This is a genomic window from Paenibacillus sp. EB106-06-01-XG199 (assembly GCF_058791575.1).
Genome location: NZ_JBYTDQ010000019.1, coordinates 17,058 through 28,791 on the forward strand (window position 1 = coordinate 17,058; position 11,734 = coordinate 28,791).

An 11,734-nucleotide genomic window follows, 5' to 3' on the forward strand; every position below is an offset into this window, starting at 1 on the left:
AGTTACTTTAATAGATAGTATTACAATTTGATTTCGATATCTACACCGGACGGTAGATCCAAGCGCATCAAGGCATCCACAGTTTGTGGTGTTGGGTTCACAATATCGATCAAACGTTTGTGAGTCCGTTGTTCAAACTGTTCACGGGAATCCTTGTACTTGTGTACCGCACGGAGAATAGTAATGATTTGCTTCTCAGTTGGCAGCGGGATCGGCCCGGATACACCAGCACCCGAACGTTTTGCTGTTTCAACGATTTTCTCTGCGGATTGATCAAGAATTCTGTGGTCGTATGCTTTCAAGCGGATACGAATTTTTTGCTTTGCCATTTTAGTCCCTCCTTCTATCGCCCAATTTATTATCGGACATACTCCGTGAAAATTTTCTGACGTCGACCTCATGGCAAAGGGGCCGGGTGTGTCAGTAACCTCTCACATCATCGCAACGTCTCAGAACAACATTTATTATTATATATAATAGGCGGACACTTTGCAAGCAAAAACACAAAACAACTCATGATTTTTTTCATAAGTTGTTTTCTTTCTATATATATGACACATATGTGGTCGTTTCTAATTAAAGACCCTCTGTAGCTGAACGGAAATACTCAGCTGAGGCGGCAGAATGTTGCCGTTGTAGAGCCGACTCTTTCGATAGTTTGAATCAACACTCTTATCTCTTCTTCTATGTTGACAATTTCCTGGGTGCTGGTCTGCATGGAATCCAAGATTTCACTAAACAGCCGGCGGTCTCAACAGATTGATGTCTACCGCTCTTAGTCAGTTCCTGTACCTTGCGGATCTCTTTAACAACCTGAGATGTCAGCATCCCTGATAGATGGGTTAGCTCGCCGATGCGTACAACGATATTCTTGGTATCCTCGGCCAGTCGGTTGACCTCCTGCGCAACTACGCTGAAGCCTCTGCCATACTCTCCAGCCCTCGCAACTTTTATAGTAGCATTGAGTGAAAGAATTTTGGTCTGATCGGCAATTTCCTGAACAGCTGCAACAATCATCTGGATTTGCTGTGATGAGCTCTTAGTTCATTCACCGACCGTTCCATTTCATTGGTGCTTTCATAAATCAGATGGATTTGACCGGTAAGGCTGTCCAAGTGCTCATGCCTGTCCCTAGCCATCCCCTGAGACTCCTTAGCCGAATTGCAGTTCCGTTGGAACGTACTACTCACTTCGTCACTGCTTGCCACCAGCTGCTCTACAGCAGCGTTAGTATCCATGCTGAGATCTATTAACTCTCCGCTGAATTCCGCAATTTTGGTCGTTGATTGTCTTTTGATAGAATCTATTTTTTCATTTCTGCCATTTGATTCAGTGCTTTTAGATCTAAAATGTTTACCCTTCTTTTACGGACCGTGATAATCCCCATACTTTCCAGATAATTCAGCTTGCGGCTAAGGGTTTCGGCAGTAGCACCTATCATAGCGGCGAACTCTTTTTTGGCAGCTGGCAAATCAATGCTGTTACCTTGTTCACGGGAAGAATCATCCGATTGATTTCTGTTATGCAGATAAAGCAGCAACCGGGCGAGGCGTTTTTCTACATCATATATATGCATTGCACCAGCCAGCTCTTCAGCTTGATGCAACTGTTCGCTCATTGACATTAAAAAGCTGAATGCAAGCGCCGCGTTGTTCTCCAATAAAGGAACAAATTGTTTGCGGTGCATCCGGCATACACTTCCACTCTCTACAACTTCGGCTGTTACATAATTTTGTTTGTGGTGCAGCAAAGCAAACTGTCCGAAATAGTCGCCGGGGAACAAGAATCGGAGGATATGCTGCTTGCCTTCTTTATTACTCTGCGTGAGCTTAATGAGACCACTCTTTACTACAAAAAGCGAATCTGACTCTTCTCCCTCTCTGAACACGAGATTTCCTTTAGCATAATGGCTTGATTCTACTATCGCTTCTACCATTATCAATTCTTCATCTGATAGATTTTTGAATACGGGCACCTGAGAAACACAAGAATGTGAATTGCATACTGTGCATTCCATTCACTCACCCTCCTTTCTGCTATTCTCACCATAACAAGGATTTTAATGCTGCCCAGTGACTGCCCTCACAACTTTTTTCAAAAAAATTGATCTGCATCAAGGAATATCTTATCAATATCCGTCATAATGGGTCCTATAGAGAGATCTAAAGGAGATGGAGTATCTATGCTGCAATATACCTTCGAAGATATGAAAAGTATGGACAGATCTGTGCTCGGCAACATGGTCCCGCTTGAACTATTCCGCACCATCCGCCTTATCGGAATGAACCAGGGTCTCCCCCTTGGCGGTAAAGGAACTACACTTACTGTTGGCCGAAAAATCGGTGAGAGTCTACCAGTGAACACACTCGAAGAGTTACTACAATTATTCGAGGATTTGAAAATAGGGATTCCACGCATCCTGCATGAGGATGACCGCAAGATCAGCATCGCGGTGGAGGACTGCTTTTGCAAAGGTCTCCCTACACTGGAGGAAGAGAAACTGATTTGTGATTTGGAAGGAGCTATTCTGGAAGGGGCTTTATCCAAAATCATGGGAAGACGGATATCTGTCAGAGAAGTAAAATGCAATGCTGCAGGTCATGAGCATTGTGAGTATGAAGTTAAGCTTTAAGACATAATAAAAATGAAGGCAGGGATTGATGATGGAGAAAAAGACATTAGTAGAAGCAATTCAGTATCAGGAGGAACGGTTTACGAAGAAGATCCTGTTTCAAAAAGGCGATAGTGTAATGTTTATGCTTAATTTCATGCCAGGCCAACAACTTCCAGCGCATAAACATCCCGGAGCAGATGTATTCATCCTTGCTCTGAAGGGAAACGGAATCATTAATGTTAACGATGTAGAGCAGGATCTAGCTGAAGGTGATGTTATCCATCTCACCGGTGATGAATCCTTTTCCTACCGTAACAATGGTCATCAACCCGCAAGTTTGCATGTGGTAATATCCAAAGTTCCAGGCCCAGCGTACACCCAAGAAATATCCTAATCATTTCATTTGAATTCAACTCTATTTCCGGTCTTTATAAGGAAATAGAGTTTTTTGTATGCAAAAAAACAGGGAGTCTTCCGGAGAAGAATCCCTGCCTTTATGGTTCAGCACTATCCTAACGGATAGAACCGAATTATTTTTGGATGGAAGCTACGCTACCTGCTCCAACTGTACGTCCGCCTTCGCGAATGGAGAATTTAGTACCTTCTTCAATAGCGATTGGGGAGATCAGGGAAACAGTTACTGTGATGTTGTCACCAGGCATAACCATTTCAGTACCTTCTGGCAGGTTGATGATGCCAGTTACGTCAGTTGTACGGAAGTAGAACTGTGGACGGTAACCAGTGAAGAATGGTTTGTGACGTCCGCCTTCTTCTTTAGTCAGAACGTAGATCTGAGCAGTGAACTCAGTGTGTGGTTTAACGGAGTTCGGCTTAGCAATTACTTGGCCGCGCTCGATCATGTTACGGTCAACACCACGCAGAAGTGCGCCGATGTTGTCGCCTGCTTGAGCGGAATCCAGCAATTTACGGAACATTTCAACGCCCGTAACTACGGATTTCTTAGTTTCTTCATGAATACCAACGATTTCGATTTCTTCTCCGACTTTAACTGTTCCGCGTTCTACGCGACCAGTTGCCACAGTACCGCGGCCAGTAATGGAGAATACATCTTCGACAGGCATCAAGAAAGGCTTGTCAGTTTGGCGTTCTGGAAGCGGAATGTACGTATCAATCGTTTCAAACATCTCAACGATTTTCTGTGCATAATCGCCATCAGGGTTTTGAAGAGCTTCACGAGCAGATCCACGGATGATTGGAGTATCATCGCCTGGGAAATCATATTCGCTCAGCAAGTCGCGAACTTCCATTTCAACCAGTTCAAGCAACTCTTCGTCTTCAACCATGTCGCATTTGTTCAAGAATACAACGATGTAAGGAACGCCTACTTGACGGGACAGCAGGATGTGTTCGCGAGTTTGTGGCATAGGGCCGTCAGCTGCGGATACAACCAGGATAGCTCCGTCCATTTGCGCTGCGCCAGTGATCATGTTTTTAACATAGTCGGCGTGACCAGGGCAGTCTACGTGTGCGTAGTGACGGTTAGGAGTTTCATATTCAACGTGAGCTGTGGAGATAGTGATACCACGTTCGCGTTCTTCAGGAGCCTTGTCGATTTGGTCGAATGCTACAGCAGCGCCACCGTATTTTTTGGACAATACAGTAGTGATTGCAGCAGTCAGAGTTGTTTTACCATGGTCGACGTGACCAATAGTACCGATGTTAACGTGTGGTTTGTTACGTTCAAACTTTGCCTTTGCCATTTGAACAGTTCCTCCTTATTGTGGGGTTCCTTATATTTGAGCCGCCGGGCTAGTTGCTTATCTAGGATGACTGATCGGTTGTACCCGGACAGCAAGTTAAAACAATTAATTATTCTCCGCCTTTGTTCTTAGCAACGATCTCTTCCGCAATGGATTTAGGAACTTCTTCATAGTGAGAAAGCTCCATGGAGAATACGCCGCGTCCTTGAGTACCAGAACGGAGTGTTGTGGAGTATCCGAACATTTCGGAAAGAGGCACCTTCGCACGGATAATTTGCGCTCCACCACGGGAATCCATACCTTCGATCCGACCGCGACGGGAGTTCAGCATACCCATTACATCACCCATATATTCCTCAGGAACAGTTACTTCCACTTTCATGATTGGCTCAAGCAGGACAGGCTTACACTTGTCTTTAGCTGCTTTGAGTGCCATCGATCCGGCAATTTTGAACGCCATTTCGTTGGAGTCAACATCATGATAAGAACCATCAACGATGGTAGCCTTAACGTCAACAAGCGGGAAGCCTGCGATAACGCCGTTTTTCATTTGCTCTTCAATACCGGCAAGTGCAGGAGCGATATACTCTCTAGGAACAGAGCCACCGACTACTTTACTTTCGAACTTGCTGCCAGTACCTGGCTCGAGAGGTTCAAATTCAACCCATACGTGACCGTACTGACCGCGACCGCCGGATTGGCGAACGAATTTACCTTCGACACGAGCTGGTGCTTTGAATGTTTCGCGGTAAGCAACCTGTGGTTTACCCACATTGGTTTCTACTTTGAATTCGCGGCGCATACGGTCAATGATAATATCAAGGTGAAGCTCACCCATACCTGCCAGGATCGTTTGGCCTGTTTCTTCATCAGTGTGAGCACGAAGAGTTGGATCCTCTTCAGTCAACTTACCGAGAGCAACACCCAGTTTATCTTGGTCAGCTTTGGTTTTTGGTTCAACTGCGATTTCGATAACCGGATCAGGGAAGTTCATGGACTCCAGAATAACCGGATGTTTCTCATCACAAAGTGTATCGCCAGTACTTGTGTCCTTCAGACCAACGGCTGCCGCGATATCACCAGCGTAAACGATGGAGATTTCTTGGCGGCTGTTCGCATGCATTTGCAGGATACGGCCGATACGCTCGCGTTTGTTCTTAGTAGCGTTAACTACATAAGAACCGGATTCCAGAACACCGGAATACACGCGGAAGAACGTGAGTTTACCCACATAAGGGTCTGTCATGATTTTAAATGCCAGTGCTGAGAATGGTTCTTCGTCCGAAGAGTGGCGAACCGCTTCAGTTCCGTCATCCAGATGACCTTGAATAGCCGGTACATCCAGTGGGGATGGCAGGTAATCAACGACAGCATCCATCATAAGTTGGACACCCTTGTTACGGTAGGAGGATCCGACAATTACAGGGAAGATCTTAACTTCTACAACGCCTTTGCGCAGAGCAGCTTTGATCTCATCAACTGAAATCTCTTCGCCTTCCAGGTACTTCATAGTCAGATCTTCGTCAAGTTCTGCTACTTTCTCGATCAACTCAAGACGCAGCCCCTCAACTTGTTCCAGATATTCAGCCGGAATGTCCGTTACTTCAATATTTTGACCCAGATCGTCTTTAAACATATGAGCTTTTTGCTCAACCAGGTCAATAATACCAATGAAGTCGTTTTCGGCACCAATTGGCAGTTGAATAGCAACTGCATTGGCTTGCAAGCGATCACGCATGCTGTCGATAACGTTTAGGAAATCCGCACCGATAATATCCATTTTATTTACATATGCGATCCGGGGAACGCCATAACGGTCAGCCTGTCTCCATACGGTTTCAGACTGAGGCTCAACGCCCTCTTTCGCACTGAAAACGCCTACTGCCCCATCCAATACACGAAGGGAACGTTCAACTTCAACTGTGAAGTCAACGTGTCCAGGGGTATCAATGATATTGATGCGGTGACCTTTCCATGCAGCAGTTGTAGCGGCGGAAGTAATAGTAATTCCGCGCTCCTGTTCTTGCTCCATCCAGTCCATTGTAGCAGCACCCTCGTGAACTTCACCGATTTTGTGCGTACGGCCTGTATAGAATAGAATCCGCTCAGTGGTAGTAGTCTTACCAGCATCAATATGCGCCATGATCCCGATGTTACGTGTATTTTTTAAGGAGAACTCTCTTGCCATGAATTGGGTCTCCCTTCAAAATATAAGTTATTTGAACGGCCTTAAATCCTACCAGCGGTAGTGAGCAAACGCTTTGTTTGCTTCAGCCATTTTGTGCGTGTCTTCACGTTTCTTAACGGAAGCGCCTGTGTTGTTGGAAGCGTCGATGATCTCAGCCGCCAAACGCTCTTCCATCGTCTTCTCACCGCGGTTGCGTGAGTAGTTTACGAGCCAACGTAATCCCAAAGCAGTACGTCTTTCAGGTTTAACCTCGATAGGCACTTGGTAGTTAGCACCGCCGACACGACGAGCTTTAACTTCCAATACCGGCATAATATTCTTGATGGCAGCTTCGAAAACTTCCATCGGATCTTTGCCTGTGCGTTCTTGAATCAACTTGAACGAATTGTACAGAATGCTTTGAGCGACACCTCTTTTACCACCCAGCATAATACGGTTGATCAAACGAGTAACCAACTTGCTATTATACAATGGATCTGGCAATACATCTCTCTTAGTAACTGGACCTTTGCGTGGCATGGATATCCCCCTTTCTCAATGTTTGTTATTCAGATATTCTTAACTTATTTCTTTGCTTTAGGACGTTTAGCACCATACTTGGAACGAGCTTGCATACGGTTAGCAACGCCTGCTGTATCCAAAGCGCCACGAACGATGTGATAACGAACTCCTGCAAGGTCTTTAACTTTACCTCCGCGCAGCAATACAACACTGTGCTCTTGAAGGTTATGTCCAATACCCGGAATGTAAGCAGTCACCTCAAGACGGTTCGTCAAACGAACACGGGCATACTTACGAAGCGCAGAGTTTGGTTTACGTGGAGTCATTGTGCCTACACGAGTGCACACACCGCGTTTTTGCGGGGCGCTCAAATTTGTAGTCTCACGTTTGAGGGCGTTGAACCCTTTTTGAAGAGCGGGAGATTTGGATTTTTCGATTTTGGCTTGACGGCCTTTACGAACCAGTTGATTAATAGTTGGCATTGTTGTGCCACCCCCTTCCTGAAATAGTAATCTATTTACGAACATTAAGTCCACAGACCCAGGCGGTTCATAAAAAGACAAATGAAAAGTCTTTGTTGCCGAAGTGTACCCCGGTACAAAAACGCTTCTCGTGCTATTGTTTTAAGACGGCTGCCATAGCAGCACCAACTTCTATACCGCAAGCCTTGCCCAAATTCAGCATCGTGTCTACATAAGTGACCTTCACACCTTGTTTGTTACAAAGCATAACAATTCTGGAAGTAAGCCGTTGATCTCCGTCCTCTGCCACATAGACTTCTGCGGCTTGGCCCAACTCCACCGCCTTAACGGTTTGTTTGGTACCGATCTTGACCTGAGCATCCTGCAGTCCTCTATCATCAGTCATGATAAATCATTACCTCCAATGAACAAGAATAACCAGGCTACTCACGCACCTTAGACATATTAGCATTATCAGTAGATGATGTCAAGAGAATCGGCAATAAATTTATTAATATTCACAGCAGGCAGCAGCGCCACGTCTATAAATAGCCGTGGCATAATCAACTGCCCGCCATGATTATTTAACTATTCAGCAGGAACCGTTTCTAAAGCTTCTTGCGAGCTTTCGACATTCGGATCACTCAGCTTCACATTACGGTAACGATTCATGCCAGTACCTGCAGGAATCAACTTACCGATAATAACATTTTCTTTGAGTCCAAGCAACTTATCTACTTTACCCTTAATTGCAGCATCAGTCAAGACGCGGGTAGTTTCTTGGAAGGAGGCCGCAGACAGGAAGGAATCTGTCTCCAGAGATGCCTTAGTAATACCGAGCAGTACCGGTTTGGCAACTGCAGGCTCATTACCAGAAAGAATGGCTTCCTTATTCGCAGCTTCATATTCATGAATGTCCGCAAATGCACCTGGCAAGAGATTCGTATCACCAGCATCGATAATACGGATTTTGCGCAGCATCTGCTTAATCATAACTTCAATGTGCTTATCATTGATCTCAACGCCTTGGTTACGGTATACACGCTGTACTTCTTGCAGAATGTAGTTTTGTACCCCGCGGATCCCTTTGATGCGCAGCATTTCTTTAGGGTCGATCGAACCGTCCGTCAGCTCATCGCCAGCTTCAATCTCCTGGCCTTCACTGACACGCAGACGCGAACCGTAGGTGATGGAATAAGTCTTGGATTCAGCTTCACCTTGAACCTCGATTTCGCGGCGGTCCTTGGTTTCGCGGATTTCCTTGATTACCCCGTCAATTTCACTGATTGTAGCCTGACCTTTAGGGTTACGGGCTTCAAACAACTCCTGGATACGCGGCAAACCTTGCGTGATGTCATCACCGGCAACACCCCCGGTATGGAACGTACGCATTGTAAGCTGGGTTCCCGGCTCACCGATGGATTGTGCCGCGATGATACCGACAGCTTCTCCGATTTCCACGAATTTACCTGTTGCCAGGTTACGTCCGTAGCATTTCTTGCAGACACCGTGACGCGCACGGCAGCTCAGCACAGAACGGATCTGCAGTTTGGTCACACCAGCGTTAACAATCGCCTCAGCTTTGTCGGAGTCAATCAGATCGTTGCGGTGAACGAGGATTTCCTTCGTTTCCGGATGACGTACAGTTTCAAAGGAGTAGCGGCCTTCAATACGGTCATACAGATCTTCGATAACTTCCTTGCCATCTTGAATACGGCTGACAGTGAAGCCTTTATCGGTACCACAGTCTTCTTCACGGACAATAACGTCTTGGGCAACGTCAACGAGACGACGGGTCAAGTATCCGGAGTCGGCTGTACGCAGTGCTGTATCGGCTAGACCTTTACGCGCTCCGTGAGTGGAGATAAAGTACTCGAGGACGGTCAGGCCTTCACGGAAGTTCGCCTTGATCGGCAATTCGAAAATCCGTCCCGATGGTGTAGCCATCAGTCCGCGCATACCACCCAGCTGGGTAATCTGCGATTTGTTACCACGCGCTTTGGAGTCAACCATGAGCATGATGGAATTGAAACGGTCCATCGATTTCAACAGCACGTTGGTAAGATCATCCTTCGTCTTCGACCATATCTCAATAACACGGTCATACCGTTCGTCATTGGTGATCAGACCACGGCGATATTGATTGGCAACCACATCGACCTTAGCCTCGGACTCTTTCAGGATTGTAGCTTTTTCCTCCGGCACGATAACGTCCGATACGGCAACCGTAACACCGGAACGTGTGGAGTAAGTAAAGCCGAGTTGTTTGATTTTATCCAAAATCACAGATGTTTTGGTCGTGTGATAGGTTTCGAAGCAGCGGGCAATAATCAGACCGAGGTATTCCTTACCTACAGCACTTGCTTCCGGAGCATTCATAATCAGCTCACGGATGTCCGCGCCTTTTTCATAGATAAAGTATTTCTCTGGTGTGCCTTGCAGCAGGTTTGTTTTGGTCGCTTCATTGATATAAGGGAAGCTGCTAGGATAGATCTCGTTAAAGATGATCTTTCCGACCGTAGTAATCAGCATTGCGCCTTGTTGCTGTTCTGTAAAGCAGGTTTTACCCAGAGCCTTAACAGGAATAGCTACACGGGCGTGCAGACCTGCGGTTCCACGCTGGTAAGCTGAAACAGCTTCGTTCACGGTACGCAGAATCATACCCGTACCCTTTTCTTCCTTGTTGTCCATGGTCAGGTAGAACGTACCGAGGACCATATCCTGGGAAGGGGTAACAACCGGCTTGCCGTCCTTAGGGTTCAGGATGTTACCGGAGGCCAGCATAAGCAGACGTGCTTCCGCTTGAGCTTCTGCAGATAGAGGAACGTGCACCGCCATTTGGTCACCGTCAAAGTCGGCATTGTAAGCCGTACATACGAGCGGGTGAAGACGGATAGCATGGCCTTCTACCAGAATCGGTTCAAACGCTTGAATACCGAGACGGTGAAGTGTAGGGGCACGGTTCAGCAGAACCGGATGCTCTCTGATTACTTCTTCAAGCACATCCCATACTTCAGGGCTCACACGCTCAACTTTACGTTTTGCGCTCTTGATGTTATGGGCTAAGCCCTTGTTTACCAATTCTTTCATAACAAACGGCTTGAAGAGTTCAAGCGCCATTTTCTTTGGAAGTCCGCATTGGTACATTTTGAGATACGGTCCTACAACGATAACGGAACGTCCGGAATAGTCAACCCGTTTACCGAGCAAGTTCTGACGGAAACGTCCTTGTTTACCTTTCAGCATATGGCTGAGCGATTTGAGCGGACGGTTACCAGGACCCGTTACAGGGCGGCCGCGACGGCCGTTGTCGATAAGTGCATCGACAGCTTCCTGAAGCATCCGTTTCTCATTCTGCACGATAATATCAGGAGCACCCAGATCAAGCAGTCTTTTCAGACGGTTGTTCCGGTTGATTACGCGACGATAGAGATCGTTAAGGTCAGACGTAGCAAAACGGCCACCATCCAATTGAACCATCGGGCGAAGCTCCGGAGGAATAACCGGAAGCACATCCATGATCATCCAATCAGGCTTGTTGCCGGAGTTGCGGAACGCTTCAATAACTTCCAGACGTTTAATCGCCCGGTTGCGGCGTTGGCCTTGGGCGGTGCGCAGCTCTTCCTTGAGGAATTCCAATTCCTTCTCGATGTCGATATCCTGAAGCAGCTTCTTCACGGCTTCGGCACCCATGCCGGCTTGGAAACCGTAGCCGTATTTCTCACGGTAGCTGCGATATTCTTTCTCGGACAGCAGTTGTTTCTTCTCCAGTGGTGTTTCACCTGGATCGGTTACAACATAAGATGCAAAGTAGATGATCTCTTCAAGCGATCTCGGGGACATATCGAGTGCCAGACCCATACGGCTTGGAATACCTTTGAAATACCAGATATGAGATACAGGAGCCGCCAGTTCAATGTGGCCCATACGTTCGCGGCGAACTTTAGCGCGGGTAACTTCCACGCCGCACCGGTCGCACACTACGCCCTTATAACGGACGCGTTTGTATTTACCACAGTGACATTCCCAGTCTTTTTGCGGTCCGAAGATACGTTCGCAGAATAGACCTTCTTTTTCCGGCTTCAATGTACGATAGTTAATGGTTTCCGGTTTTTTTACTTCTCCGCGGGACCAAGAACGAATCTTCTCCGGAGAAGCAAGCCCGATTTTCATGAATTCAAAATTGTTAACGTCCAACAAGGAGCAACCCTCCTTAACCTATATCCTGATTTAGTACCGGAGGCCCTCC

The 11,734-nt window shown here is 46.7% G+C and carries 12 protein-coding genes; 2 read left to right on the forward strand and 10 right to left on the reverse strand.

Features of this window, described 5'->3' with window-relative positions:
* Nucleotides 1-20: 20 nt before the first annotated feature.
* From rpsJ to AC3WT9_RS33165, 4 genes are all read right to left on the reverse strand, one after another.
* On the reverse strand, nucleotides 21-329 hold the full coding sequence (gene rpsJ, locus AC3WT9_RS33150; RefSeq protein ID WP_017692074.1) for a 30S ribosomal protein S10: 309 nt from the start codon (nucleotides 327-329) through the stop codon (nucleotides 21-23).
* Nucleotides 330-684: 355 nt separating this feature from the next.
* Entirely contained in the window at nucleotides 685-1,017 is a 333-nt protein-coding gene (locus AC3WT9_RS33155) for a methyl-accepting chemotaxis protein (protein ID WP_341379932.1), read from the reverse strand.
* Nucleotides 1,014-1,238, reverse strand: a complete 225-nt coding sequence (locus tag AC3WT9_RS33160; protein WP_341096608.1) for a hypothetical protein — start codon at nucleotides 1,236-1,238, stop codon at nucleotides 1,014-1,016. The genes AC3WT9_RS33155 and AC3WT9_RS33160 overlap by 4 nt, the downstream gene beginning before the upstream one ends.
* 65 nt (nucleotides 1,239-1,303) lie before the next feature.
* Nucleotides 1,304-2,017 carry a Crp/Fnr family transcriptional regulator gene (locus AC3WT9_RS33165; protein ID WP_341096610.1) on the reverse strand — a complete coding sequence of 238 codons (714 nt, stop codon included), beginning with the start codon at nucleotides 2,015-2,017 and terminating at the stop codon, nucleotides 1,304-1,306.
* A gap of 165 nt (nucleotides 2,018-2,182) precedes the next feature.
* On the opposite strand from AC3WT9_RS33165, the gene AC3WT9_RS33170 reads away from it, so the two are divergent.
* Nucleotides 2,183-2,632 carry a V4R domain-containing protein gene (locus AC3WT9_RS33170; RefSeq protein WP_341096612.1) on the forward strand — a complete coding sequence of 150 codons (450 nt, stop codon included), beginning with the start codon at nucleotides 2,183-2,185 and terminating at the stop codon, nucleotides 2,630-2,632.
* A gap of 28 nt (nucleotides 2,633-2,660) precedes the next feature.
* Nucleotides 2,661-3,008 (forward strand): cupin domain-containing protein, encoded by a 348-nt coding sequence (locus AC3WT9_RS33175; RefSeq protein ID WP_341379934.1) that lies wholly within the window; start codon nucleotides 2,661-2,663, stop codon nucleotides 3,006-3,008.
* Between the two features lie 136 nt (nucleotides 3,009-3,144).
* On the opposite strand, the gene tuf is transcribed toward AC3WT9_RS33175, so the two are convergent.
* The 6 genes from tuf to rpoC form a co-directional block, all read right to left on the reverse strand.
* The gene (tuf, locus tag AC3WT9_RS33180; protein WP_038597087.1) at nucleotides 3,145-4,335 is read right to left on the reverse strand and encodes an elongation factor Tu; all 1,191 of its coding nucleotides are present in this window, start codon (nucleotides 4,333-4,335) and stop codon (nucleotides 3,145-3,147) included.
* A 109-nt stretch (nucleotides 4,336-4,444) separates the two neighbouring features.
* Nucleotides 4,445-6,523 (reverse strand): elongation factor G, encoded by a 2,079-nt coding sequence (fusA, locus tag AC3WT9_RS33185; RefSeq protein WP_340896377.1) that lies wholly within the window; start codon nucleotides 6,521-6,523, stop codon nucleotides 4,445-4,447.
* A 48-nt stretch (nucleotides 6,524-6,571) separates the two neighbouring features.
* Nucleotides 6,572-7,042, reverse strand: a complete 471-nt coding sequence (rpsG, locus tag AC3WT9_RS33190; RefSeq protein ID WP_036652908.1) for a 30S ribosomal protein S7 — start codon at nucleotides 7,040-7,042, stop codon at nucleotides 6,572-6,574.
* A gap of 44 nt (nucleotides 7,043-7,086) precedes the next feature.
* Complete coding sequence (gene rpsL / locus AC3WT9_RS33195) at nucleotides 7,087-7,506, reverse strand: 30S ribosomal protein S12 (protein WP_038597092.1); 420 nt, start codon at nucleotides 7,504-7,506, stop codon at nucleotides 7,087-7,089.
* A gap of 133 nt (nucleotides 7,507-7,639) precedes the next feature.
* Nucleotides 7,640-7,891, reverse strand: a complete 252-nt coding sequence (locus tag AC3WT9_RS33200) for a ribosomal L7Ae/L30e/S12e/Gadd45 family protein (RefSeq protein WP_340896375.1) — start codon at nucleotides 7,889-7,891, stop codon at nucleotides 7,640-7,642.
* A gap of 182 nt (nucleotides 7,892-8,073) precedes the next feature.
* Nucleotides 8,074-11,685: a DNA-directed RNA polymerase subunit beta' gene (rpoC, locus tag AC3WT9_RS33205; RefSeq protein ID WP_038597098.1), complete on the reverse strand. Its 3,612-nt coding sequence runs from the start codon at nucleotides 11,683-11,685 to the stop codon at nucleotides 8,074-8,076.
* Nucleotides 11,686-11,734 lie beyond the last annotated feature (49 nt).

Bases quoted from the DNA above. Each gene is read 5' to 3' on its own strand.
- rpsG (WP_036652908.1), bottom strand. From the start codon at position 7,042: ATGCCACGCAAAGGTCCAGTTACTAAGAGAGATGTATTGCCAGATCCA.
- rpsJ (WP_017692074.1), bottom strand. From the start codon at position 329: ATGGCAAAGCAAAAAATTCGTATCCGCTTGAAAGCATACGACCACAGA.
- AC3WT9_RS33200 (WP_340896375.1), bottom strand. From the start codon at position 7,891: ATGACTGATGATAGAGGACTGCAGGATGCTCAGGTCAAGATCGGTACC.
- AC3WT9_RS33155 (WP_341379932.1), bottom strand. From the start codon at position 1,017: ATGATTGTTGCAGCTGTTCAGGAAATTGCCGATCAGACCAAAATTCTT.
- fusA (WP_340896377.1), bottom strand. From the start codon at position 6,523: ATGGCAAGAGAGTTCTCCTTAAAAAATACACGTAACATCGGGATCATG.
- AC3WT9_RS33160 (WP_341096608.1), bottom strand. From the start codon at position 1,238: ATGGATACTAACGCTGCTGTAGAGCAGCTGGTGGCAAGCAGTGACGAA.
- rpsL (WP_038597092.1), bottom strand. From the start codon at position 7,506: ATGCCAACTATTAATCAACTGGTTCGTAAAGGCCGTCAAGCCAAAATC.
- AC3WT9_RS33170 (WP_341096612.1), top strand. From the start codon at position 2,183: ATGCTGCAATATACCTTCGAAGATATGAAAAGTATGGACAGATCTGTG.
- tuf (WP_038597087.1), bottom strand. From the start codon at position 4,335: ATGGCAAAGGCAAAGTTTGAACGTAACAAACCACACGTTAACATCGGT.
- AC3WT9_RS33175 (WP_341379934.1), top strand. From the start codon at position 2,661: ATGATGGAGAAAAAGACATTAGTAGAAGCAATTCAGTATCAGGAGGAA.
- AC3WT9_RS33165 (WP_341096610.1), bottom strand. From the start codon at position 2,017: ATGGAATGCACAGTATGCAATTCACATTCTTGTGTTTCTCAGGTGCCC.